The 24273-nt window shown below is 72.5% G+C and carries 19 protein-coding genes and 1 tRNA gene; 12 read left to right on the top strand and 8 right to left on the bottom strand.

Translation table 11 applies throughout. The annotated features are described in order from the left end of the window. Window positions 1-51: 51 nt before the first annotated feature. On the bottom strand, window positions 52-912 hold the full coding sequence (locus DDQ41_RS15410; RefSeq protein WP_109295003.1) for a hypothetical protein: 861 nt from the start codon (window positions 910-912) through the stop codon (window positions 52-54). 214 nt (window positions 913-1126) lie between these two features. Between DDQ41_RS15410 and DDQ41_RS15405 the strand changes: the two genes are divergently transcribed. Beyond that, on the top strand, window positions 1127-1570 hold the full coding sequence (locus DDQ41_RS15405) for an ATP-binding protein (RefSeq protein WP_109295002.1): 444 nt from the start codon (window positions 1127-1129) through the stop codon (window positions 1568-1570). Between the two features lie 150 nt (window positions 1571-1720). On the opposite strand, the gene DDQ41_RS15400 is transcribed toward DDQ41_RS15405, so the two are convergent. Both DDQ41_RS15400 and DDQ41_RS15395 read right to left on the bottom strand, forming a co-directional pair. Continuing rightward, window positions 1721-3211 (bottom strand): aminopeptidase P family protein, encoded by a 1491-nt coding sequence (locus tag DDQ41_RS15400; RefSeq protein ID WP_109295001.1) that lies wholly within the window; start codon window positions 3209-3211, stop codon window positions 1721-1723. Window positions 3212-3461: 250 nt separating this feature from the next. Beyond that, window positions 3462-4973, bottom strand: a complete 1512-nt coding sequence (locus DDQ41_RS15395; protein ID WP_174720362.1) for a PP2C family protein-serine/threonine phosphatase — start codon at window positions 4971-4973, stop codon at window positions 3462-3464. A gap of 452 nt (window positions 4974-5425) precedes the next feature. On the opposite strand from DDQ41_RS15395, the gene DDQ41_RS15390 reads away from it, so the two are divergent. Next, a complete protein-coding gene (locus DDQ41_RS15390) occupies window positions 5426-6136 on the top strand; it encodes a bifunctional DNA primase/polymerase (protein ID WP_109295000.1) in 711 nt (236 codons plus the stop codon). Window positions 6137-7564: 1428 nt separating this feature from the next. Here the strand turns inward: DDQ41_RS15390 and DDQ41_RS15385 are convergent. The 3 genes from DDQ41_RS15385 to DDQ41_RS15370 all read right to left on the bottom strand — a co-directional run bounded on the left by DDQ41_RS15385 (window position 7565) and on the right by DDQ41_RS15370 (window position 10452). Then, window positions 7565-8536 (bottom strand): DUF5926 family protein, encoded by a 972-nt coding sequence (locus DDQ41_RS15385; RefSeq protein WP_109294999.1) that lies wholly within the window; start codon window positions 8534-8536, stop codon window positions 7565-7567. A 413-nt stretch (window positions 8537-8949) separates the two neighbouring features. Further along, window positions 8950-9537, bottom strand: a complete 588-nt coding sequence (locus DDQ41_RS15375) for an ATP-binding protein (protein ID WP_109294998.1) — start codon at window positions 9535-9537, stop codon at window positions 8950-8952. Between the two features lie 72 nt (window positions 9538-9609). After that, window positions 9610-10452 carry a glycerophosphodiester phosphodiesterase gene (locus DDQ41_RS15370; protein WP_309475785.1) on the bottom strand — a complete coding sequence of 281 codons (843 nt, stop codon included), beginning with the start codon at window positions 10450-10452 and terminating at the stop codon, window positions 9610-9612. A gap of 141 nt (window positions 10453-10593) precedes the next feature. On the opposite strand from DDQ41_RS15370, the gene DDQ41_RS15365 reads away from it, so the two are divergent. Further along, window positions 10594-12084 carry a S1C family serine protease gene (locus DDQ41_RS15365; RefSeq protein ID WP_109294996.1) on the top strand — a complete coding sequence of 497 codons (1491 nt, stop codon included), beginning with the start codon at window positions 10594-10596 and terminating at the stop codon, window positions 12082-12084. A 352-nt stretch (window positions 12085-12436) separates the two neighbouring features. Here the strand turns inward: DDQ41_RS15365 and DDQ41_RS15360 are convergent, their stop codons facing one another. Beyond that, window positions 12437-13570: a glutathione-independent formaldehyde dehydrogenase gene (locus tag DDQ41_RS15360; RefSeq protein WP_109294995.1), complete on the bottom strand. Its 1134-nt coding sequence runs from the start codon at window positions 13568-13570 to the stop codon at window positions 12437-12439. 193 nt (window positions 13571-13763) lie between these two features. Between DDQ41_RS15360 and DDQ41_RS15355 the strand changes: the two genes are divergently transcribed. The 3 genes from DDQ41_RS15355 (at window position 13764) to DDQ41_RS15340 (ending at window position 16163) form a co-directional block, all read left to right on the top strand. Continuing rightward, window positions 13764-13955, top strand: coding sequence for a hypothetical protein (locus tag DDQ41_RS15355; RefSeq protein ID WP_109294994.1), 192 nt, complete (start codon window positions 13764-13766; stop codon window positions 13953-13955). 185 nt (window positions 13956-14140) lie between these two features. After that, a tRNA-Ser gene (locus DDQ41_RS15350) sits at window positions 14141-14227 on the top strand. Window positions 14228-15344: 1117 nt separating this feature from the next. After that, on the top strand, window positions 15345-16163 hold the full coding sequence (locus DDQ41_RS15340) for a DUF427 domain-containing protein (protein ID WP_174720289.1): 819 nt from the start codon (window positions 15345-15347) through the stop codon (window positions 16161-16163). 333 nt (window positions 16164-16496) lie between these two features. On the opposite strand, the gene DDQ41_RS15330 is transcribed toward DDQ41_RS15340, so the two are convergent. Beyond that, entirely contained in the window at window positions 16497-17366 is an 870-nt protein-coding gene (locus DDQ41_RS15330; protein WP_109294992.1) for a bifunctional DNA primase/polymerase, read from the bottom strand. A 335-nt stretch (window positions 17367-17701) separates the two neighbouring features. On the opposite strand from DDQ41_RS15330, the gene DDQ41_RS15325 reads away from it, so the two are divergent. The 6 genes from DDQ41_RS15325 (at window position 17702) to DDQ41_RS15295 (ending at window position 24157) form a co-directional block, all read left to right on the top strand. Further along, on the top strand, window positions 17702-18013 hold the full coding sequence (locus DDQ41_RS15325; RefSeq protein WP_109294991.1) for a hypothetical protein: 312 nt from the start codon (window positions 17702-17704) through the stop codon (window positions 18011-18013). Between the two features lie 838 nt (window positions 18014-18851). Further along, window positions 18852-19916: a bifunctional MaoC family dehydratase N-terminal/OB-fold nucleic acid binding domain-containing protein gene (locus DDQ41_RS15315; RefSeq protein WP_109294989.1), complete on the top strand. Its 1065-nt coding sequence runs from the start codon at window positions 18852-18854 to the stop codon at window positions 19914-19916. Between the two features lie 64 nt (window positions 19917-19980). Next, entirely contained in the window at window positions 19981-20406 is a 426-nt protein-coding gene (locus DDQ41_RS15310; protein ID WP_109294988.1) for a MaoC family dehydratase, read from the top strand. Beyond that, a complete protein-coding gene (locus DDQ41_RS15305; RefSeq protein WP_109294987.1) occupies window positions 20403-21569 on the top strand; it encodes a lipid-transfer protein in 1167 nt (388 codons plus the stop codon). The genes DDQ41_RS15310 and DDQ41_RS15305 overlap by 4 nt, the downstream gene beginning before the upstream one ends. A gap of 299 nt (window positions 21570-21868) precedes the next feature. Next, window positions 21869-22414, top strand: coding sequence for a SigE family RNA polymerase sigma factor (locus DDQ41_RS15300; RefSeq protein WP_109294986.1), 546 nt, complete (start codon window positions 21869-21871; stop codon window positions 22412-22414). A 90-nt stretch (window positions 22415-22504) separates the two neighbouring features. Beyond that, window positions 22505-24157, top strand: a complete 1653-nt coding sequence (locus tag DDQ41_RS15295) for a long-chain fatty acid--CoA ligase (protein WP_162602692.1) — start codon at window positions 22505-22507, stop codon at window positions 24155-24157. The last annotated feature ends 116 nt before the right edge of the window (window positions 24158-24273 follow it).

Genomic DNA, 24273 nt, shown 5'->3' with positions numbered 1-24273 from the left:
CCGACCGCCCGGGACACCCGCTTCGGGGTACGTCGTCGGGGGGCGCCGCGTTCAGGCTGCGAGGACGCAGGCTGCGAGGACGCGCTGCGCGGGCGGGCCACGCCTGACCACGGTGTGCTGGAGTGCCGCCACGGGCGGCGTGGAGTGCCCGTCGTCCGCCCCGGCGCGCCCCGGAGCGGCCCCCGGCGCGGCCGGCGGCCCGGCGAGCAGTTCCCGTACGAGAACGACGGCGGCCCGCAGAGCGCGTACGAGCGCGCCTTCGGCCACCACCTCACCGGCTCCCTGGGCACCCTGGGCGGAGAACTCGGCGAGCCGCAGCAGCGCGAGGTCGCCGCGGCGCAGCAGCCAGCCCGTCACCAGCGCCGCCAGCAGATGGCCGAGCACCATGGGCAGGCTCGGCAGCAGCCCGCCCGACTCCAGGACGCCGTTCGGCACGGCCGCGATGTGCGCGGTATGTCCGGTGTGCCCGGCGCGTGCTGCCTGCACCACGGTCGCCGGGTCGATGCCGGCTCCGGCGACGATGCGGTGCGCCTCGGCCGGGCCCAGCGCGTCACCGGCGGTCCCGCAGGTCAGCTTCGCCGCCAGCCGGACGACGGCGTCGTCGGTGCCCGGCGCCACCCGGGCGGGGCGCTGGCCGAGCCCGAAGAGGGAGTGCAGGGCGAGCTGCCCGCCGGCCAGGGCGGCCACGACGGCGGGCAGCGAGCGCGAGCGGCCGGCCAGCGGCGCCACTACCGCGGCCACCGTCAGGAAACCGGCGAGCAGCGTCCACCAGGGGACCGGAGCGCAGGCGGCCAGGACGTGGCCCAGTGCGGACAGCACGACGCAGACCGCGGCGAACACCGCGGCCCTCAGCAGCCGCGGTCCTGTCGCGGCGGGCGCGTCGCCGGGGGCGACCGGCGGTTGGGCAGACATGGCCGGGACATCATCCCATCGGGCCGGGCGGGTCCCCGCGGCGGGTCCGGAAGGTCACGTTTGGGACCCGCTCGCCCACCTGGAGTGCGCCTACACCGGCATGGCCCATCGGCGCATCCGCCGAACGAGGGCGAACACGTCAACTCCGCGCTTACGAAAGGCAGGGCCCGGCAATAGGTATCGGTATGTCGAGCCGCAGCCAGGAGGCTGGAGCATGAGCATCTGGTGGTCTCTCCATTTGCGGCGCGAGGCTGCGAGCGTGCCGCTCGCCCGACGTCTTCTGCTCGGTGCCATGGAGACCGCGGGCGTCGACCCCGACATCTCCTTCGACCTCTCCGTCGCGCTGAGCGAGGCCTGTGCGAACGCCGTCGAGCACGGCGGACCCGGCGCGGCCGGCTCCCCGGCGGACGGGTACCGCGTGACGGCCTACCTGGACGGTGAGAAGTGCCGCATCGAGGTGGCCGACGGCGGACCCGGCTTCTCGGACCGCGCGCACCTCGCCGGCGCGGGCCCGGCCGCCGAGAGCGGCCGCGGGCTCTGCCTCATCGAGCAGCTCGCGGACCACGTGTCCTTGCGGAACCGGCCCGGCCGTGGTGCGGTGGTGAGTTTCGACAAGGTACTGAAATGGCGGGACGGCGCCCTGCTCGGAGCGGTCTGAGCGAAGGGTGCCGTCCCCCCTGCCCGGTCGGGGCGCCGTTCCCTCCCCGGTCGGGCGCCCGGACCGCACCCGCGGCCCGCTCCGGCCGACTCCGGCCTGCTCCGGTGCGGTCCGCGGCGGTCCGCGGCGGGACCGCGCCCGCGGCGGGCGTCAGCCCCTGAGCCGGGCCATCCACGCCTCGACCTCGTCGGCCCGGCGCGGCAGCGCCGCCGAGAGGTTCCGGTTGCCGTCCTCGGTGACGAGGATGTCGTCCTCGATCCGCACCCCGATACCGCGGTACTCCTCGGGCACCGTGAGGTCGTCGGCCTGAAAGTAGAGCCCCGGCTCGACGGTCAGGCACATGCCGGGCTCCAGCGTGCCCGCCACATAGGTCTCGCGGCGCGCGGCCGCGCAGTCGTGGACGTCCATCCCGAGCATGTGACCGGTGCCGTGCAGGGTCCAGCGCCGCTGGAGGCCGAGTTCGAGCACCTTCTCCACGTCGAGGTCGCCGAGCAGACCCCACTCCACGAGCCGGGTGGCGAGGACCCGCTGGGCCGCGTCGTGGAAGTCGCTGAAGAGCGCGCCGGGCCGCACGGCGGCGATCCCGGCCTCCTGGGCCTCGTACACCGCGTCGTAGATCCGGCGCTGGAGCCCGCTGAAGCGGCCGTTGACGGGCAGGGTGCGGGTCACGTCGGCCGTGTAGAGCTCGGTGGTCTCCACACCGGCGTCCAGGAGGAGCAGCTCGCCGGGGCGGACCGGGCCGTCGTTGCGGACCCAGTGCAGGGTGGTGGCGTGCGGGCCGGCGGCGCAGATGGAGCCGTAGCCGACGTCGTTGCCCTCGACGCGGGCGCGCAGGAAGAACGTGCCCTCGACATAGCGCTCGCTGGTGGCCTCGGCGCGGTCCAGCACCCGCACGACGTCCTCGAAGCCGCGGGCCGTGGCGTCGCAGGCCTTCCCCAGCTCGGCGATCTCGAACTCGTCCTTGACCAGGCGGGCCTCGGAGAGGAAGACGCGCAGCTCCTCGTCGCGCTCCGCGGTGACCTTGTCGGTCAGGGCGGACTCGATGCCCGCGTCGTGGCCGCGGACGACGCGTACCGGGCCGGTGGCCTGGCGCAGCGTGCCCGGCAGTTCGCGCACGTCCTCGGCCGGGATGCCCAGCAGCCGGGCGGCCTCGGCGAGCGAGTGGCGCCGGCCGACCCACAGCTCCCCCTGGCCGTCGAGCCAGAACTCGCCGTTCTCCCGGTTGGAGCGGGGCAGCAGGTGGACGGTCGCCGTGTGGCCGCCGTCGGTGGGTTCCAGCACCAGGACGCCGTCGTGGCTCTGGTCGCCGGTGAGGTAGGCGTACTCGGTGGAGGCGCGGAAGGCGTACTCGGTGTCGTTGGAGCGGGTACGCAGGTTGCCCGCCGGGATCACGAGCCGCTCGCCGGGGAAACGGGCGGAGAGCGCGGCGCGGCGGCGCTCGGTGTGCGCCGCCTGTGCGATCGGCTCCAGGCCGTGCAGCTCGGTGTCGGCCCAGCCGGACTTCATGTTCGCGGCGAGTTCCTCGGAGATCTCCCAGTAGAGGCCGTTCTTGCGCTGCTCGATCGGCTCCTCGGCCCCCTCCGCCTCGGGGGTGCGGTCGGACTCGTTCGCCGGGGTCTCCGGGATGAGGTCCTCTGCCACGGGTCTGCCTCCTGGTCGGTGCGATGCTGAAACCCGCACCCATCGTACGGTCGTACCGCGGAAGCGCCGGAAGCGCCGGAAGCCCTGCGGCCCGGGCCCGTCCCGCAGGAGCGTCACCCGGACCGGCCCGCCCGTCACCCCGTGGTCCCCGTCACCCCCGTCACCCCCGTGGTCCCCGTGGTTCCTGTCACCGACGTGACCCCCAGGGTCCACGTCACCCTCGTCGCCCCGGTGATTCCCGTCGGTCCCGTCAGTCGAAGCGGGCCGCCAGTACCACCGCGTCCTCGCCGTCCCGTCCGGCGTCGGGCGCGCCGGGGCCGGGGAGCACCGTGCGCAGCACATGGTCGGCGACCGCGCCCGGGTCGTCGCGCAGGGCCCTGGGCACGCTCGCGGCGGCGGTGTGCAGCCGGGCGAAGGCACGGTCCATCGGGTCTCCGGTGCGCCGGAGCAGCCCGTCGGTGTAGAGCAGCACCGTTTCTCCGGGTGCGGGGGAGAACTCCACACTGGGCGCCTCCCAGCACGCGAGCATCCCCAGCGGCGCCGACAGCGACGTCTCGACGAACTCGGTTCGGTGCCGCCCGACGATCAGCGGCGGAGTGTGCCCGGCGCCGGCCAGCACGATCTTGCTCCCGGCTCCGTCGCCGAGCGCGGCCGGGGCCGGTTCGCAGTAGGCGAAGAGCGCGGTCGCCGAGCGGGCCGGCTCGGTGAGCCTGAGCAGCAGCTCCAGATCCGACAGTACGGCGACGGGGTCCTCCCCCTCCATCACCGCGTACGCCCGCAGGCCGGCCCGGAGCCTGCTCGTGGCGGCCAGCGCGCTCGGTCCCGAACCGGAGACCGAGCCCACGGCGAGCCCCAGGGCGCCCTCGGGCAGCGGCAGCGCGTCGTACCACTCGCCGCCGCCGCGCGGTCCGGTGAGATGCCGGGCCGCGAGCCGGACGCCCGGGACCCGGGGCAGCCTGCCCGGCAGCAGTTCGTCGGCGATGGCGGCCATCTGGTGGCGGGTTCGCTCCAGTTCCAGCATCCGGGCCAGGTGCTCGGTGGCGTACCGGCCGTAGAGGCCGACGAGATGGCGCTGGCGGTCCACGGGCTCGGCGGGCTCGTCGTAGAACCAGACGGCGACGCCCAGCCTTCCCGCCTCCTCCGTGGCGAGCGGCAGTGCGTAGCTGGCGGCGTAGCCGAGGCGTGCGGCGACCTCGCGGTGCCGCGGGTCGAGCGTCGCGTCGTGGAGGAGGTCGGCCTGGGCGACGGGACCGGGGATGCCGGGCGTACCGCTGTCGAGGATCCGCCCGTAGCCGGTGGCGCTGCGGGGGACCGTCTCGATGTGGCCCAGGTCGGCGCGGGCGAGGCCGAGTCCGACGGTGCTGGCGGGGCCGCGGCCGTCCGCGGGTTCGAGGACGGCCATGCCGCGGCGGGCACCGACCAGGGTGGCGCCCGCGTGCAGGAGTTCGTCGAGTGCCTCGTCCAGGGAGCCGGTCCGGGCCAGGCGTTCGGTGAGTTCGTGGAGCGTGGTGAGGTCGGACACCCAACCGGCCAGCCGGTCCTGGATCAGGGCGCCGGGCGCGTGGGCGAGTGGGGCGGCAGTTTGCGCGGGGGCCGCAACAGCTGAGTTGATTCCAGCCACTTTCGGCAGGTGAGGGGCGCTCATGGCAGCCAGCCCTCCGGCTGGTGCGTTCTGCTCAATAGCATCGCAAACCCCCATGTCAATCTGCGCCGCTATCACTGCATCCACATCTACACGCACACAAAGGGGGATGTCCAGCACTGGCCTGGTGGTATCGCTGGTGTCCATGGAGTTGATAACTTGGCTGAAAAGCGCTCCCCATGGGTGCGATTCGCGGTCGACTAGGCGCGTTCGACATGGGAACCCCACCCAGGGTGAAGTCCGAGGCGAAGCCCCAGGGGGGAGTCATCCCGGGCGTGATGGGTACGTAAACGGTGATGGCCAGGGGCAGTTGGGACCGCCCCGGAACCTGGCGGGGGAGTCGCGGCGTCCTAACCGCCGTGGGCCGCCGCCCCGTACCGAGTGGCGGTACGAGCACAGCGGGAGAGCAAGCGCCAGGCGCGCGCCACCCCTCGCCATGCGTTTAATGGACAGAGCCCATGGGGCCGCCCGTGCCTACGGCTGGGCGGCGAGACGCCGCATTGTACGCGCAGTGAAGTGATGCACACATGGTGTGATGGACCTCGGCGTTCAACGGAAAGGAACGAGCGCTCATGCGCGAGATCCTCGGAAGGCGACGCAGGCTCCGGTTCTGGCGCAAGGGGGGGCCTGCTCCTCAACTCGACGCGGCGCTGACCTGCGCCACCGAGTGGAACTGGCCCGTGCTGCCCGGTGTGGGACTCAACGCCGCCGGTCGGCGTACCGAGCGCGGGCGCGGCTGTGCCTGCCCTGACCCCGAGTGCGTCGTCCCCGGCGCGCACCCCTTCGACCCCGGGCTCCTGGCGGCGACCACCGACGAGCGGATGGTGCGCTGGTGGTGGACCCACCGGCCCGCCGCCCCCGTGGTGCTCGCCACGGGAGGCGGTGCGCCGTGCGCGGTGAGCCTGCCGGCGGTCGCCGGGGCCCGGGCGCTCTCCGCGCTCGACCACATGGAGATCAGGCTCGGCCCCGTCCTCGCGACCCCGACCCGGTGGTCCCTGCTCGTCGCCCCCTACTCGATGGAGCGGCTGGGCGAACTGCTCCACGCCAAGGACCGGGTGCCGAGTTCGCTTCGCTTCCACGGCTCCGGCGGCTATCTGGTGCTGCCGCCCTCGGAGACGGGCACGGGCCAGGTCCGCTGGGAGCGCGCCCCGCTGCCCGGGTCGGCGGCTCCGTGGCTGCCGGACGTGGAGGCGGTCGTCGACGCCCTCGTCGAGGCGAGCGTCTTCGCACCCTCGGGCGTGACCCCTCCGGAGACCGGGGAAGGATCCCGCCTCACGTACTGACGCGTGCTGACGCCCGGTTCTCCGGGCGGCGGGGAGTTGGGCACGGGCTCGGCGGCTCACTCGTACGGGTGGGATCCGGGAGTGTGCGGGAGGGGGCACACGGGACCGGTCGGCGACGCGCGCTGACTGGTACTCAGGGGCGCTGCTTGTGCCTGTGTGTGCGTGTGCGTGGGGGTGCTTGGGGGGCTCGGCGTGCTTACGGGTGCGGACTGTCTCGTGCAGTTACGTGCAGTTTCGTATTCGTACGGGGATCGGACGTCTCCGTCCGCCGGTTTCCCGAAGCGGGCCGAAGCGCGGCAAAGCCCGACGGGCCGCGGCGGTCAGGGGCGGAAGCGCGGCGATACCCGGCGGAAGCAAGGCGATCGGGTTCGGGTTCGCCCGGTCGTCCCCGGGGGCCCTTGCCGAGTTTGCTCGGCTTGTTCCCCGTTGCGCACTCCTTGTGCGTCCTTGTGTCCCCCGTCCTCCCCGCGCCTGCCCGTCTTCCCTCCGCCGTACCGCGCCGTCCCGCGCTTTTCCGTGCCCCTCGCCGTCGTCCGCGGCGCAGCCGCTCGACGCCCTCGCGGTACGGGAGGTGCCCGCGCAACGGCGGATGGCAAGAGGGCGGGGCGGTCGGAAAGTGTGGCCGGAAAACACGCCCCGACGGGCCCGGGGCAGGTGGCCGGGCCCGGCCGCGACGCCGTCGGCGTACGACGCACAAGCGAACGCCGTGGGCCCCCGCTGGCCGCACCACGCGACGTCGACGCCCGGAACCGCGTCCTCGCCGGCGGTCCCGACGTCGGGGAGCGAACGTACGACCGCAACGCGGCGGCGGCGGGCCCTGGTGTCCGTGCCGGGCATTCCGGCGCCGAGTGGAAGCCCCGTCGGGGCCCATTGCGCGAACGGACGGGAGACCTGGACCCGCGGTCTGGGAAACACCGTGTGAGAAGGACGGAGGCGAAACCGTTCGAACTCCGCGATCGCGCGGCCTGAGAGTTCCGGGGAAGTCCGAGTGATGTCACTGCTGTCCCGGACGGACAGCAACTTCCCTTCTCCTCGCGGTAGTTGATGCGGGGAGGGAGTCGGGCCGTCGCCCGGAAATGGAGACGCCCGGTCGCTGGCGACGGGGGATGCACCAGCGACCGGGCTTCCAGAACGGTAACAAGAGATCTGCTGTTCGCAAATTCGATCTGGGGTATTCGGACAGGGAATTACCGCACCGTAGGTACTGTTGTGACGCGTATCACTCGTGACGGTGTCGCGCGGTGCCACACGGCCCGGTGTGGCGCGGTGCCACGCGTGGCGGGCGGCGGCCGAAGCGGCCGCCCGCCGACGCCTGTTCCGGCCGACCGGGCACGAGCGTCCGCCCGCGGCCGACCGCTTCCGCCCGCCCCGGCCGCCCCGGCCGACCGGGCGGCGGGGAGCAACGCCCCGTGTTCCGCGGCCGGCTGGTCAGCTCAGAGTGACCTGGCGGTTGGTGAGGCCACTGCGGGCCCTGCGCTCCTCGCCCGTCAGCGGGGAGTCCGTCGCGAGCGCCTTGGCGAGCCGCTCGGCGAACTCCGCGGCCGGCTTCTCGCACTCCTCCGCACCCATACCGCCGGGCAGGTCCCAGACGGGCACCACCAGGCCGTGCGCACGGAACGACCCGACGAGACGGGTGTCTTCGCCGAGGCTCGACGCACCCGCGGCGTGCAGCCGGGCGAGTGCGTCCAGCAGCCGCTCCTCTGCGTGCGGCATGACCCAGCGCAGATGGTTCTTCTCCGGGGTCTCGCACCAGTAGGCGGCGTCGACACCCCTCAGTTTCGCCGTCGGGATCGCGGCCGCGTTGGCGCGCTCCAGCGAGGCGGTCACCTCGGCGCTCGTGGTCTCCACCGACTCCGGGATCCAGAACTCGAAACCGCTGTGCACGACCGGCTCGAACGGGGCGTCCGCGTCGACCAGGTCCTGCAGCCGCGGACCGTCGGCGGGGGCGCGCCGCGGGGCCACCGCGTTGCCGGGCTTCGTGGTCAGCGCCCGCTGAAGGGTGTCGGCGAGGTCGCGGCTGAGGTCGCCGGAAGGCGTGTCGTTCTGCAGGGCGAGCATGACCGAGCCGTCCTCGCGGCGCAGCGCCGGCCACGCCATGGGGAGGACGGTCGCCAGCGTGAGCGACGGGACGTCCTCGGGCAGCCCGTCCCCGAGGGTCAGCGCGACGGTGGCGGCGGGCACCAGCTCGCGGAGGGCGACCCAGTCGCCCTCGCCGGGGAGCCCCTCGAAGGGGCGCTGGACCAGCTCGGTCACGGCGTGTGCGGCGGCCCGCCCGTGGCAGGCCTTGTAGCGACGGCCCGAACCGCAGGGGCAGGGCTCGCGGGCGCCGACCACGGGGATCTCACCGTCGGTGACCTGTGGCTTGGCGGCGGCCTTCGTCTGGGGGCGCTTCTTGGCCATGATGTGGCTTTCTCCCGATGACGGAGTGCTTGTCTCGGGCGCGAGCCTAGCCGTTGCGGCCGTGGCAGCGGTCACAGCGGCACCTCACGTCGCGTGGCCGTCCTTCCGGAGCGCGCCGGAAGGGTGCCCTCGCACTGCCGTCGAGCGGACCGGAGCGGCCGGTGGCCCGTCCGCCACCGCGGTTCCGGCTTCCCGGAGCCGGCCGCGGCCGTCCCGCGAGCAGCTCCGGCCGATGCCCACCGTGAGCCGGCCCCGACCGACACGGACACCGACCCCGACACGTTCACCGACCCCGATACCGACCCCGACACGGACGCCGACCCCGACACGGACGCCGGGCCCCGGCCTGACCCGACCCGGCCCCGACATGGACACCCGACACGGACACCCCGACAGCGTCAGCCGACGTCGTCCTAGGCGTCCGTGAACCCGAAGCCGGGGCCTGCGACGCGCGTAGCGAAATCGTCGCGGCGGTGCCCATCCGTGACGAGGGCCCACACGGTGACTTCGCCCGCCGCGCTGTCCCGTACGCCCCAGTCCCGGGCGAGGGCGCTGATGATGCTGAGCCCTCGTCCGCCGTGCGCCGTGACCGAGGGCGTCGACGGTACCGGGCGGGTGGGACCGCCCCCGTCCGTCACCTCGACCGTCAGGCCGCCGGACGGGTCGAGGCGCCATGCGGCGCGGATGTCGCCGTCCCCGATCTCCGTGTGCTGCCCGAGCGGTCTGCCGTGACGACAGGCATTGCTCAGCAGTTCGGAAAGGATCAGAACGGCATCGTCGACGACCGAATCGGACACCCCGCTGCGCCGCAGCTGCTCACGCATCCGGTGCCTTGCCTCACCCACGCCCGCAGGGCCATGGGGTACGGCCATGCACGACGACGTGGGCACCTCCTGTGCCACCACCAACGCCACCCCCGAGACCTCCTTCGCCCCACGCCACGGAGTGGATGCCCCAATGGCCTGGACCGGAAACCGGCCAATCCGCGTCCGGTGACGCACTCGTCACACTCGAGCAAGGATCGAACGCGCCGGTGCACTCCCTGTAGCGGTACGGTCGCGGTGCGGAACCGGTCAGAACCGCCCCAGGCGGGAGAGGACCTGCCTCGGCCGGTTGGTGATGATCGCCTCGACTCCGAGGCCGACGCAGAGGTCGACGTCGGCCGGATCGTTCACCGTCCAGACGTGCACCCGGTGACCGGCGGCGTGCAGCCGCTCCACGTAGGAGGGGTGGTTGCGCACGAGCCGGATCCCCGGGCCGGCGATCCGCGCCCCCGCCGGCAGCCGTGCCTCGCGCGCCCGCAGCGGGAGGAACTGCATCAGGTACACGGTCGGGATGCCCGGCGCCGCGTACGCGATCCGGTGCAGTGAGCGGGCCGAGAAGCTCATGACGCGCACGGGGGACTCGTCGGGTGCGTCGGGTGCGTCCAGGCCGAAACGCTTCAGCAGGTGGAGCAGCCGCTCCTCCACCTGCCCGGCCCAGCGCGTCGGGTGCTTCGTCTCGATGGCGAGTTCGATCCGCCGGCCGGCGTCCGCCACCAGTTCGAGCAGCCGCTCCAGGGTCAGCACGGAGGTGAAGCCGGGGTCCTTCCAGTCCGGGCTCTCCTCGCTGTCCTTCCAGGAGCCGAAGTCGAGCGCGGCGAGGTCCGCGAGCTCCAGCGCGGAGACCGCGCCACGGCCGTTGGAGGTGCGGTTCACCCGGCGGTCGTGGACGCAGACGAGATGTCCGTCCGCGGTGAGGCGCACATCGCACTCGAGGGCGTCGGCCCCGTCCTCTATGGCTCTCACATAGGCGGCCAGGGTGTGTTCGGGCGCGTCCTCCGACGCGCCTCGATGGGCCACGACCTGGATCCGGTGTTGAGTCACCGCGTCATGGTGCCATCGTCGGTGCGCGGGCGCCCCGCCACTGTCCGTCATGTCCGGGATAAGGGAGAGCGCACCGACGCACAGGTCCTGCTTACAGTGGCCTGACAGGCTGTGGGAAAAGCTGACTACAGCGCATCGGCGCGGTCCCGCGACCGCGGACCGCCGAATCGTGGAAGCGAGGAAGAGGAAGCTGTGAGCACTGAGAACGAGGGCACCCCGGCGCACGCCGGCCCGTCCGTACCTCCTGTGCCGGCGGCTGCTCCCGAAAGCGCTGCCGCCCACCAGCCCGCCGGGGCGGAGTCCCCGCCGCGGTGGGGCCAGGCGGTGCCCCCTGCGCCTCAGGCCCCGGCCGCCGCCCACGGGCCCACCCCGGACGACCACTCCCCGGCCGCCGCCCACGGGCCGACCCCGGACGACCACTCCCCGGCCGCCGCCCACGGGCCCACCCCGGACGACCACTCCCCGGCCGCAGCGGCCGGGCACCCGCAGGGCGCGTGGCCTCCCCCGCCGCCCGCCTCGCCCTGGGGCGGGCAGGCGCCCGCCCCACAGGGGCCGCGCAGGCGGCCCGGCGGGTTGATCGCGTCCGTCCTCGTCGCCGCACTCGTCGCAGGTGGTGTGGGCGGCGGGATCGGCTACTGGGCTGCCGAGCGCAACGACGGCGGCGCCTCGACCACGGTGGCCGCCGGCGACGCCCCCGCGGATTTCAAGCGCGAACCCGGCACGGTGGCCGCGGTGGCGGGCAAGGCGCTGCCCAGCGTCGTCACGATCGAGGCGGCGTCCGGGAGGGGCCAGGGCGAGGCGGGCACGGGCACCGGCTTCGTGTACGACAAGGAAGGCCACATCCTCACCAACAACCACGTGGTGGCCTCCGCGGCGGACGGCGGCACGCTCTCCGCGACCTTCTCCGACGGCAAGGAGTACGAAGCCGAGGTGGTCGGCCGCGCCCAGGGCTACGACGTGGCCGTACTGAAGCTGCGCGACGCGCCCGACGGTCTCACCCCGCTGCCGCTGGGCAACTCCGACCAGGTCGCCGTCGGCGACTCGACCATCGCCATCGGCGCACCCTTCGGCCTGTCCAACACGGTCACCACGGGCATCATCAGCGCCAAGAACCGGCCGGTGGCCTCCGGCGACGGTTCGGGTGGCCGGAACTCGTACATGAGTGCGCTCCAGACCGACGCCTCGATCAACCCCGGCAACTCCGGCGGCCCGCTCCTCGACGCGCGCGGCGCGGTCATCGGCATCAACTCCGCGATCCAGTCCGCGGGCGGCGGCAACGGCTTCGGCCAGCAGTCCCAGGCCGGTTCCATCGGCCTCGGCTTCGCCATCCCGATCAACCAGGCGAAGAACGTGGCGGAGCAACTCATCCGGACGGGCAAGCCCGTGTACCCCGTGATCGGGGCCACGGTGAACATGACGGACCGGGGCGCCGGCGCGACGATCGCCCAGGAGGGCGCGGGAGGCGCGGCGGCCGTCACGCCGAACGGCCCGGCGGCCAAGGCAGGGCTGAGGGCCGGTGACGTCATCACCAAGTTCGACGGCAAGCCGGTCGACAGCGGCCCGACGCTCATCAGCGAGATCTGGACGCACAAGCCCGGTGACCAGGTCCAGCTCACCTATGAGCGCGACGGCCGCGAGGCCACGGTCACGATCACGCTGGGGCAGCGCGAGGGTGACGGCTGACGAGGGCCTTCCCGGCGGCTGACGAGGGTCCCTCCCGGGGAAGGGGCAACGGCGATGCTCCCGGAGGGCGGCAACGCTCCCGGAAGGGCGGGCTCCGGAAGGCCGGGCGAGGACGAAGGCGCTGCGAGTGGAGCGGCATCGCCTTCACCGTGCCCGCCGCCGCCCTTCCTCTCCCTCCTCCTCTCGCTCCTCCTCTCCCTCCTCCAGGCCCGCTCTCGCCCGCTCTCCCTCCTCCTCCGGCGGCTTCGCGCTACCCGCGGCGTTGCCCTTCGCGGTCGAGGAGGTCGCGGTCGAGGAGGTCGCCCCTGTCGAGGAGACCGCGGTGGTCACGGTGGCGTGAAGCCGCGCGGTACTACGGGTGCAGCACCACCTTGGTGTAGCCCTCGACCCTCTTGTCGAACTTCTCGTAGGCCGACGGCGCCTGATCCAGAGGGAGTTCATGGGAGACGACGAAGCCGGGCGCCGCCCTGCCCTCGATGATCATGTCGCGCAGGTACCGGTTGTAACGCTTCACGTTGCACTGGCCGGTGCCCATCCTCAGGCCCTTCTCGAAGAGCCTGCCGATCGCGACGCTGAGCATGCCGTGCCTGGACTGCTCGTCGGGACCCCCGGGGTCGGAGGGCACGTACAGCCCGGGCACGCCGAGCATTCCGGTGGCCCTGACGGTGCCGATGAGCGAGTTCAGCACGGTCGCCGGCTCCTCGCGGCCGGTGTCGCGCACCGTCGCCTGGTAGCCGACCGCGTCCACGCCCTTGTCGGTGCCGACTCCCCCGGTCTGTTCCTTGATCTGCTCCACCGGGTCGCCCTCGGCGAAGTTGACCGGGGTCGCGCCGATCTCCCGGGCCTTGTCGAGGCGCTCGGTGACGCGGTCCACGACGAAGACCTTCTTGGCGCCGCGCAGCATGGCCGAGTAGGCGGCCATCAGGCCGACCGGACCGCCGCCGTACACGGCCACGCTCTCGCCCGGGCGCACCTGGGCGAGTTCGCAGCCGTGGTAGCCGGTGGGGAAGATGTCCGCGAGCAGGATGAAGTCGGTCTCGTTCTCGTTTCCCGGTGGCAGTTTCAGGCAGTTGAAGTCCGCGTAGGGGACGCGCAGGTACTCGGCCTGGCCGCCGGGCCAGGGGCCCATGGCGACGTATCCGTAAGCTCCGCCCGCGAAACCGGGGTTGACGGTCAGGCAGAAACCCGTGTACCCCTCGACGCAGTTCATGCAGAAGCCGCATGCCACGTTGAAGGGCATCACCACCCGGTCGCCCTGGTTGAGCGAGGTGACGCCGTCACCGACTTCCTCGATGATCCCCATGTTCTCGTGACCGAAGACGATGCCCGGCTCCGCCGCCGTACGGCCTTCGTACATGTGCAGGTCGGAGCCGCATATCGCGGTGGAGGTGACCCGTACGATCACGTCGTTCGGGTGGTGGATCCCCGGCCTCTCGACGTCCTCGACCGCCACCTCGAACGGTTCCTTGTACACCACGGCTTTCATTGCTGTGACCTCCGCAGGCGATGCGTGCATGACTCGCCCCCCGCTCCTCCTTTCACTTGTGACCCGGTTGTGGCATATATCTCATGATTCTCCCGCTCGGATAATCGGACAAGCCGGTAATGTCGGGATGACTGTCCGTCCCGGCCGACGTCGTCAGGTGTCGTGCCGATCAACCGAACCGGAGGGCGAGAAAGTGGCGGCACAAAGGCTGGGGACTCTGCTCGTCCCTGTTCCGGGCCTCTCCGGAGCCACCTACCCGGTCGGCACGACGGTGGCCGTCCGCGGTCGTGGCGCGACGGTGGACGCCTTCGTCGACGGCGACTGGCTCCCCCTGTCGTGGTGGGAGTTCTCCGACGGCCTCCGCGAGGACATCGCCGACCGCTGAACCACCACTCGGCCGCGGCAGGCCTCACCCGGCTTCCGCAATGCCGGCGCAGGCTTGCCGATAGTCGATCCGCGCGACGGCGCCGGTCGGAACAGAGCCGGCGGACCCCGTGTGGACCACGGCCCCCGTGCGGGGCTGGGGGCCGGTAGGCTGTAGCCGCTTCCCCCCTGGTGGACGGAGCGGGAGGTGGGTTGCCCGAGCGGCCTAAGGGAACGGTCTTGAAAACCGTCGTGGCAGCGATGTCACCGTGGGTTCAAATCCCACACCCACCGCGCAGGTCAGCGTATGTGCTGGTCAGAAGGGGTGCCCCATCGTCCGGGGCACCCCTTCTGCGTGTAGCCTGTCTCACCCTGGATCGGCGGTATCCCACCTCTGACCAGCGCGTGCGGCCAACCTGCGGCCGGGTTCTACGGCTCTTCGGGCTCCCCTCCTGCTCTGCCAACCCCTGCTCGATCAGCGCGTTCATCCTGGCTTCCTCACCGTCCAGCACCTTGACGTAGTAGCGCTGGAGCACGGCGACGCTCTGGCCTGCACGCCGGGCGGTCTCTGCCAGGCTGACCCCGGAGCGGAGCCAGAACGACGCGCAGGCATGCCGCAGGTCATACGGGATGGCGGCCGGCGGGGAGGCCACCTGCACAGCGGTGAGTGCCTTCCTCCGAGCCTCCTTCCACACCGCGCCGTACTCCTGCGATCGGACGGGTCCTCCCCGAACGGCACTGAACAGTTGGCCCTCGGCCGTCGTGCCGAACGCCTCGAGGTGGGCGCGCAGGATGGCGACCAGTACGGGCGGAATGGGTACGGGCCGGACTGCGCGACGGGCCCGATGCTTGAGCTGTCGTTCCTCGTACGGTTTGCCGTCGTCAGTCCAGGCGGATCCCACCTGCGGCCGGGCGCCAGCGAGCATGAGCCGTCCCCATCCCTATGCGGCTCTGTGCGCGAGCGGGTGGGCCAGTGAGCGCGAGCCGTGCGTTGAGGTCGGTGTAGCGGCTTTGGGCGGGACACTTGGATCTTGATGGTCTGGGTGGTCAGGAGTCCTGTACAGATGGCAATGAAGCACCACCCCGCCGAGTCCAAGGCCCGATCTCGTTCCACGCGTAGCGGCGAAAGCCAGGGTCACGTCGGGGACGCTGCCTCGGCCTGCGAGTGCCGAGGACTTGGTTTCGGTCGAGGCCGGTCTCGGATTCGACCTCCCGCCCCTGCTTGCGAGCCTGTACCGGGAGATGGCCAACGGTGCCGGGGATTGCGGAACGCGGCGTTGCGTCGCGGATCGCGGAACCTCAAGGTGGAGGGGTCGGCAGAGGGGGCCGCGGCTCGGGCGCGGCCGGGGCGCGGTAAACGCGCGGAGCCCGAGGAGGCCGATCAGGGCAAGCCGGACCGGAGGAGGAGGCCATGGCCACACCCGGGAGCACGCCGGAGACCCCGCCGGTCGTCCGGCGCCGTCCCGACCCGGCGGACACCCTGGTCTGGGAGCCCGGTGAGCGCTGGGTCCGAGGGACGAAGGGCGGCGTCACCGTCGTCGACAGCCGCAGGCCGGTTCTGGTGTGGGAGCCGGGCGCTCCCGTCCCCATCTACGCGTTCCCGGCCGACGACGTCCGGATGGACCTGCTGCGGAGGTCCGAGCGGCCTCCCGGGCGGTACCACGCCGGAGCGACCGTCTTCTACGACCTCGCACTGGACGACCGGGTCGTCCGTTCCGCGGCCTGGGAGTGTCCCGGCGAGGAACTGGCCGGTCATGTGTGCTTCGCCTGGTTCGGCCGTGAGGTCCTCGACCACTGGTACGAAGAGGAGGAGGAGATCTTCGTGCACCCACGTGATCCCCACAAGCGGGTCGACGCGCTGCCCAGCGCTCGGCATGTCCAGATCGAGATAGACGGCACCGTCGTCGCGGACACGCGGTCACCTGTGCTGCTGTTCGAGACGGGTCTGCCGGTGCGCTACTACCTCCCGCGCGAGGACGTGCGTCTCGAGTTGTTCACCCCGACCGACACGAGCACCCGCTGTCCGTACAAGGGCGTGGCGACCGAGTACTGGTCGTGGGCGGGCGAGGGGGAGGGCGAGGCGCGGCGCGACGTCGCCTGGAGCTATCCCGATCCGCTGCCGGCGGTGGGGGCCATCAAGAACCGGGTCGCCTTCTACGACGAGTACGTCGACGTCATCGTCGACGGCGAGCGGCAGCAGCGTCCCGGCACCGCTTTCAGCGGACGCTGACGGAGTGCGCCGAAGGGCGTCCCCGGCAGGAGCGCTTTCCGGTCCTGCGTGCGCGGCCCCGGGCAGGAAGTTCAGGGGCCGTGCCTTCCGGCGGCGCGCAGCCGGGCGGCATGGCCGCAACCGGCCGCCGCGTGCTCCGGCGGGGTCGCCGGGTCGCCGGAGCGGCTGCCGCTCGTGGTGGTGAGCGGCTGGGGGTGGTGGTCCGGGGCTGCGCCCCGTGCCGGTTCACCGTTGGACGGCTGCGGCTTCCGCATGCGCCGGTGCCGGTGCGGGCCGGGGCCGGGTCACCGCGCGGGCGCGGTGTCCTCCCGCGGTGCGGTGCGGCACCGTCGCTCAACGGCCCGTCAGCCGTGCCGCCGACGCTATGGTCGCCCGTGCCTCGCGCTCGGTCAGTCCGATGCGTACCGCGGCGTCCGTCAGGGCGTCGGCGAGGGTCTCGCCGATGCCGTTCTCGTACGCCCGGCAGGCGGCCCAGAACAGCCGGGCGTTGCGCTCCCCCCTGCGGGCGGCGAGTACGAAGCGGACCAGGCCCTTGCCGCGCGGGACACGGGAGGGTGCGGGGTGGCGGCGGCGCGCGGGTGGTGCGATCAGTCTGAGCAGGGCCTCGGGGCACGGGGCGGGAGGCAGTGCCGCCGAGTCCGGTGCGAGCCGGTACGCGCCGCGAGCCGAGACCGAGCCCGGGCCGACGAGATAGCCTCCGGCGCCCCGGATGTCGATTCCGTGGGCGAGGCGGCCAGCAGAGTTCGGCACCACCACGCCGGGCGGGCCGGTCAGCCACAGATGGCGGCCCCCGCTCGGGGTGATGACGGTGACGGTCTCCGGGACCGTGAAGAGATGCCGGAGTGCCAGCTGCCGCAGCGCCGCGGCCGAGTCCGTGGGGCCGGCGGTGGCGGTCCCGGTGTCCAGGTCGATACCGATCAGGTGATGGGGCGGGTGTCCGCAGGCGATCCCGTACCCCGTGGCCCAGGGGGCGGCCGAGAAGAGCACGCGCACGGCGGCGGGGTCGGCCGTGGCGTCGTGGACGCCGTGGCCGAGCAGGCCGCACTCGCCGCGGCAGCGCACGGGCTCCGGGGCCAGACGGTGCGGCGACGGCAGGGCGGGGAGCTTCGTGGGGGACAGCGGGATCACGGGGAGCCCGCGCTCGGCGGCGGAGAGAGCGTGGGCGAGGGCCAGCGTGGCGGTGTGCCGGTCGGTGACGGCCATGACTCCATGCTCGTACTCAAGTTCGAGTAAGGGAAGAGGGCGAGGGCGGCCCGCGATGTGCCGTAACGCTTCTCCTCTGGAGGGAGCCGGATCCGGACCCGCGGGTGGCCGAGTCGTGAGGTTCGCGGGGTGGCGGGGTTTATCGGCAAGTGCTCACGCTTGAGGGCGAATCTCCGCCTCCGGGGTGGTTCGCCGGAGATCCGCTGGGCAACTCTGGATGCGCGACGTCGTGAAGATCGACCGGGCGGCCGGCCAACCGCCACGTTTCCAGACGTAGTTCCGCACGCCCGGTGCGCCGCTGTCCGGTGCACTTCCAATGCTTCGGAGGAATCGACATGGCAAGCATCCGTACCGCCCGCGCCCTGGCCGCCGTCGCGGCGCTGCCCCTGGCCGCCGCCCTGTTCGCCGGTGTGGCGCACGCCGACAACGGAGCCTTCGCGGGCGACGGATCGAACGCCGCCGTGGCCACCATCAGCGGCAGTGGCGTGGGCGGTCACAACCTCGGCAACTCGACCACCACCCAGCAGGTGGCCACCGGTGCCGGCGCGTCCAACCAGAACAACACCGCCAACGTCAACGGTTCGGCCTTCACGGCGATCGATCAGTCCAACGAGAACATCGCGATCACCTTCCTGCCGCTCTGGTAGGGGTGCGGCCGGGGGAGGGTTCGACCGGGGGGTGAACGACGGCCTGCGTGGCGGTGCTCAGGCATCTCCGCGCGGGCCGTTCGCCGTCGTGTCCCCGGCGGGTGGGTGTCCCCGGCGGGCGATTCGCGTCGTGTCCCCGGTGGTTGGCCGTGGCGGGCGAGGCGCGCCGGGCTCCTGTCCGGGCGCGCCGGACGCGGGGCGGCATGCCGTCGCCGTCTGCCGTGTTCCCGGCGCGTTCCCGTGGTGGCGTCGGATCTCCACGGCCTTGACAGCCCAACATATCTGACGGACAGTCAGAAATGTTGCTGTGTACGCCACCACCTGTCCCGCGCAGCCTGGGAGGCCTCGCCGTGTACCTCGCCCCGACAGAGCGACGGCGGCGGCTGCGCTCCGGAACCCGCTCGTACTCCGGCTTCCCCGTGCCGGATGATCCCCCCACCACTGCCGGTGACCCCGCGGAGCAGGACCGGCGGCTCGGGCGCGTCTGCGCCGGCGACTGCCCAGGTTTCCTGGCACCGCGCAAGCTCCTCGGCATCCGCCATCGTCGCCACCATCGCCACTTTCGTCCTCTCAGCCGCCTCAGCCGCCTCAGCCGCCTGCGTCATCTCCGTCATCTCCGCCGGCCCGCCGAGTCCGGCGGCCGAGGCCGCGCCGGGGACCGGCCCGGCGGGTGCCGGTCCAGCGGGAGCCGCGGGGAGCGGGGAGCCGGGGCGGGGCCGCGGGGCGGCACGGATCGGCAAGCTCAAGACGGGGTGGGCGAGGGGCGGCGGGACATCGTCGCGATGACGCGGCCGGCGCGGGCACCGGGGCGGTACGGGCGGGCGCCGAGGGGGAAGCGGTGAGCGAGGACGAGCTGTATCCGCTGCTGAAGCCGTACGAGGGGCGCAGCGCCTCGGCCCCCGGCGTCGGGAAGGACCCGGTGAACGAGCCGATGATCAGGCACTGGTGCGAGGCGATGGGTGACCGGAACCCCGCGTACGAGGGTCCGGACGCGATCGCTCCGCCGACCATGCTCCAGGCGTGGACCATGGGCGGGCTGTCCGGACACACGGGCCGCACGGGAGCGCACGACAAGCTGTTCGCACTGCTCGACGGCGCCGGGTTCGCCGCGGTCGTGGCCACCGACTGCGAGCAGGAGTACCTCCGCCCGCTCCGCCCGGGACAACGGATCACCTTCGACTCGGTGATCGAGACGGTCTCGCCGCGCAAGAGGACCAAACTGGGCGCGGGCTACTTCATCACGACCAGGACGGAGGTCCGGGCCGACGGCGAACTCGCCGGGACGCACCGCTTCCGGATCCTCAAGTACGCCCCGCCGGCGGGCGGGAGGGAGGACCGGCCCCGGCGCCCCCGCCCGGTGGTCAACCGGGACAACGCCGGATTCTGGGCAGGCGTCGCCGAGCACAGGCTGCTGTTCCAGCGCTGCGCTTCGTGCGGGAGGCCGCGCTTCCCCTGGCTGCCGGGATGCGGGGGGTGCGGCTCCGCGGAGTGGGAGGCGGTGGAGGCGGAGGGCGCGGGGACCGTCTACTCGTACGTGGTGATCCACCATCCGCGCTTCCCCGCCTTCAGCGGGCTCGGCGACGGCGGGTCCGGTGAAGGCGGACGCGGTGAGGGCGGGTCCGGTGAGGGCGGGCGCGGCGACGGCGGGTCCGGCGGTGCCTTGGCCGCTACCGGCCCGGGCGGAGTGGCGGGGCCGGGCGGAGTGGCGGGTCGGGACGCGGTGGCGGAACCGTACGCGGTGGCGCTCATCGAGCTGACCGAGGGCGTACGGATGGTGAGCAACGTGATCGGGGTGCCCTGCCGCGAGGTGCGCATCGGGATGCCCGTCCGGCTGGAGTTCATCAGGGCCGACGACGAACTGGAGCTGCCGGTGTTCCGGGCCCTGCGGCCGGAGGCGGGCTGAGATGACCGCATCCGGTCGACGAGCGGACGGTGGCCGAGGAGCCCGGGCAGCAGGAGGAGACGGCATGAGTGTGAGCGGTACCGGGTCCTCCGCCCCGCGCGCCGGCGAGGAACTGCCCCCGCTGGTCGTCCCGATCACCCGTACGTTGATCGTCGCGGGGGCCGTCGCCTCCCGGGACTACCAGGACGTGCACCACGACGCGGAACTCGCCCGGGAGAAGGGCTCGCCCGACATCTTCATGAACATCCTGACGACCAACGGCCTCGTCGGACGCTACATCACGGACCACTTCGGCCCGGACGCCGTACTCCGCAGAGTGGCGATACGGCTCGGCGCCCCCAACCACCCCGGCGACACCATGACGTTGACCGGCACCGTCATCGAGGCGGAAGGGGACACGGCCGTGGTGCGCGTGGTCGGGGCCAACGGCCTCGGTCACCACGTCACCGGCACGGTGACCGTCGGCCTGCCCGGGGAGGCGCCCGAATGAGCCTGCGCAGGGCCGACTCGCTCGGCGGTCGGGCCGCCGTCGCCGGCATCGGCGCGACGGAGTTCTCCAAGGACTCCGGACGCAGCGAGCTGAGTCTGGCCGTCGAGTCGGTGCGGTCCGCGCTCGACGACGCCGGCCTCTCCCCCTCCGATGTCGACGGCATGGTCACGTTCACCATGGACACCAGTCCCGAGATCACCGTCGCCCAGGCGGCCGGGATCGGGGAGCTGTCGTTCTTCTCCCGCGTCCACTACGGCGGCGGCGCGGCGTGCGCGACCGTGCAGCAGGCGGCACTCGCCGTGGCCACCGGAGTGGCCGACGTCGTCGTCTGCTACCGGGCGTTCAACGAGCGGTCGGGTCGCAGGTTCGGATCGGGCGTGCAGCGGCGCGAGCCCTCGGCTGAGGGCGCGGCGCTCGGCTGGAACCTCCCGTTCGGGCTGCTGACTCCTGCCTCCTGGGTGGCCATGACGGCTCAGCGCTACCTCCACACCCACGGGCTCACTCCGGAGGCGTTCGGGCAGGTGGCCGTGACCGGGCGGCGGTACGCGGCGCGCAACCCGGCGGCGTACTTCCACGGCAGGCCCATCACCCTCGACGACCACGCGGCCTCCCGCTGGATCGTGGAGCCGCTTCGGCTGCTGGACTGCTGTCAGGAGACGGACGGCGGGCAGGCCCTCGTCGTGACCTCCGTCGAGCGGGCGAGGGATCTGCCGCACCCGCCCGCCGTCGTGGTCGCCGCGGCCCAGGGCGCGGGCCGTGCCCAGGAGCAGATGACCAGCTACTACCGCGACGATCTCACCGGTCTGCCCGAGATGGGTGTCGTCGCCCGGCAGCTCCGGCGGACCTCCGGGATGGGCCCCGCCGACATCGACGTGGGCATCATCTACGACCACTTCACTCCCTATGTGCTGATGCAGCTGGAGGAGTTCGGCTTCTGCGGACGGGGCGAGGCGGCGGGGTTCGTCGCGGCGGACGTGCTCCCGCTGAACACGCACGGGGGCCAGCTGGGCGAGGCCTATCTGCACGGCATGAACGGCATAGCGGAAGCCGTCAGACAGCTGCGGGGCACTTCGGCCAACCAGACCGCGGGGGCGGCCAGGGTCCTGGTCACGGCCGGTACGGGCGTCCCGACCTCGGCGCTGATCCTCGGGGCGGACGGATGAGCGGGACGGGCCGGAGGGACCCACCGGCGGGACGGACCGGCGGGACGGACAGGCGGGACGGACAGGCCGTTTCGGGGTGGGCCGTTTCGGGGTGGGCCGGTCTCGGTGGGCCGTCCGGACGAGCCGGATGAGCAGGACGAGGCGGATGAGCCGGATGCCTGCGTTGGACCCCGAGGCGGAGCCGCGGCATCCTCCACCCAGAGGAGGTGGGGGCCGCCGCACCCCTACAACCTGAGGCGGACCGGGGTTCGGGACCTGGGGCCGATCCGGGAGGAGGCCTCCGCTCCTAGCGTGGGGCCATGACCACGCCAGTCTGCACGACCGCCTCCAGCGCCGCCGTGCCGCCGACCACTTATGCGTCGTTCTCGTCGTACGTACGGGCGCGAGGGCCCGTGCTGCTGCGGACCGCCCGCTCGCTCACGGCCAACCCGAACGACGCCGAGGATCTGCTGCAGACCGCGCTCGCCAAGACCTTCCTCGCCTGGGAGCGGATCGAGGACCACCGCGCCCTCGACGGATACGTCCGCCGCGCCCTGCTCAACACCCGTACCTCGCAGTGGCGTAAGCGCAGGGTCGACGAGTTCTGCTGCGAGGAGCTTCCGGAACCCGCCGTCGCGGCGCCGGCCGACCCTGCCGAGCGGCAGGTCCTGCACGACGCGATGTGGCGTGCCGTGACACGGCTCCCGGACCGGCAGCGCGCGATGGTGGTCCTCAGGTACTACGAGGACCTGAGCGAGGCGCAGACCGCGGAGGTGCTGGGCGTGTCCGTGGGCACGGTCAAGAGCGCGGTGTCCCGGGCGCTGCGGAAGCTCCGCGAGGATCCGGAGCTGGCACCGGTCCGCTGAGCTTTCTTACCCGGGGGTAGTGACATACCGCGCGGTATGTGTTCAGAATCTTCAAACCCTTCAGAGCTGTGCGCCCACCGGGAGGACGCCGTGCTGAGCACCATGCAGGACGTACCACTGACCGTCACCCGCATTCTGAACCACGGGACGACGATTCACGGAAGTTCGCACGTCACCACGTGGACGGGCGGGAGTGAGCCGCATCGCCGCAGCTACCGGGAGATCGGCGAGCGTGTGGCCCAGCTGGCCCACGGCCTGCGCGGCGACCTGGGCGTCACCGGTGACGAGCGGGTCGCGACCCTCATGTGGAACAACGCCGAGCACGTCGAGGCCTACTACGCGATCCCCTGCATGGGCGCGGTCCTGCACACGCTCAACCTGCGGCTGCCCGTCGAGCAGCTGGTCTTCATCGTCAACCACGCCGCCGACCGGGTCGTGATCGTCAACGGTTCGCTGCTGCCCCTGCTCGCGCCCCTGCTGCCGCACCTGCCGACCGTCGAGCACGTCGTGGTCTCGGGTCCGGGCGACCGCTCGGTGCTCGACGGCGTCGCAGCCCAGGTGCACGACTACGAGGAGCTGCTCGCCGGAAAGCCGACCGTCTACGACTGGCCGGAGCTGGACGAGCGCTCGGCCGCCGCCATGTGCTACACCTCCGGCACCACCGGCGAACCCAAGGGCGTGGTGTACTCCCACCGCTCGATCTATCTGCACTCCATGCAGGTCAACATGGCCGAGTCGATGGGGGTGACGGACGCCGACACCAGCCTGGTCGTCGTGCCCCAGTTCCATGTGAACGCCTGGGGGCTGCCGCACGCGGTGCTGATGACCGGAGTGAACATGCTCATGCCGGATCGCTTTCTGCAGCCGGGCCCGCTCGCCGAGATGATCGAGACCGAGCGCCCGACCCACGCGGCGGCCGTGCCCACCATCTGGCAGGGCCTCCTCGCCGAACTCACCGCCAAACCGCGCGATGTGAGTTCCCTCACCCAGGTCACCATCGGCGGCGCGGCCTGTCCGCCGTCGCTGATGGAGGCGTTCGACTCGCTGGGCATGCGGGTCTGCCACGCCTGGGGCATGACCGAGACCTCGCCGCTGGGCACCGTCGCCCGGCCGCCGGCCCACGCGGTCGGCACGGACGCGGAGTTCGGCTACCGGCTGACCCAGGGCCGCTTCCCGGCGGGTGTCGAGGCGCGGCTGCGCGGACCGGACGGGGAGTTCCTGCCGTGGGACGGCGAGTCCGCCGGCGAACTCGAGGTGCGCGGTCCGTGGATCGCGGGCGCCTACTACGGCGGCGCCTCCGGGGAGCCGCAGCGGCCCGCCGACAAGTTCAGTGAGGACGGCTGGCTGAAGACCGGTGACGTCGGTGTGATCGGCCCGGACGGCTTCCTCACGCTGACCGACCGTGCCAAGGACGTCATCAAGTCCGGCGGCGAGTGGATCTCGTCCGTCGAGCTGGAGAACGCGCTGATGGCGCACCCGGAGGTGGCGGAAGCAGCCGTCGTGGCCGTACCGGACGAGAAGTGGGGCGAGCGCCCGCTGGCGACGGTGGTCCTGAGGGACGGCGCGACCGCCGACTATGCGGCGCTGAAGGAGTTCCTCGCCGGGCGGATCGCCAGGTGGCAGCTGCCGGAGCGCTGGGCCGTCGTCCCGTCCGTGCCCAAGACCAGCGTCGGCAAGTTCGACAAGAAGGTGATCCGCCGCCAGTACGCGGACGGGGAGTTGCAGGTCACCGAGCTGCGATAGCAGCCTGGGTTCGGGTACGGTCCGGTGCGCACCACGTGCCGGGCCGTCGCGTTCCTCCCCGGCTGACCGGCTGACCGGCTGACCGGCTGACCGGCTGCGGGTGTGCGGGTGTGCGG

Origin of the sequence: Streptomyces spongiicola, from assembly GCF_003122365.1 — a bacterium.
GTDB classification, from domain to species: Bacteria; Actinomycetota; Actinomycetes; order Streptomycetales; family Streptomycetaceae; genus Streptomyces; species Streptomyces spongiicola.
Note: the sequence above shows the minus strand (reverse complement) of the source record. Positions and strands in the feature narration are given on the sequence as shown.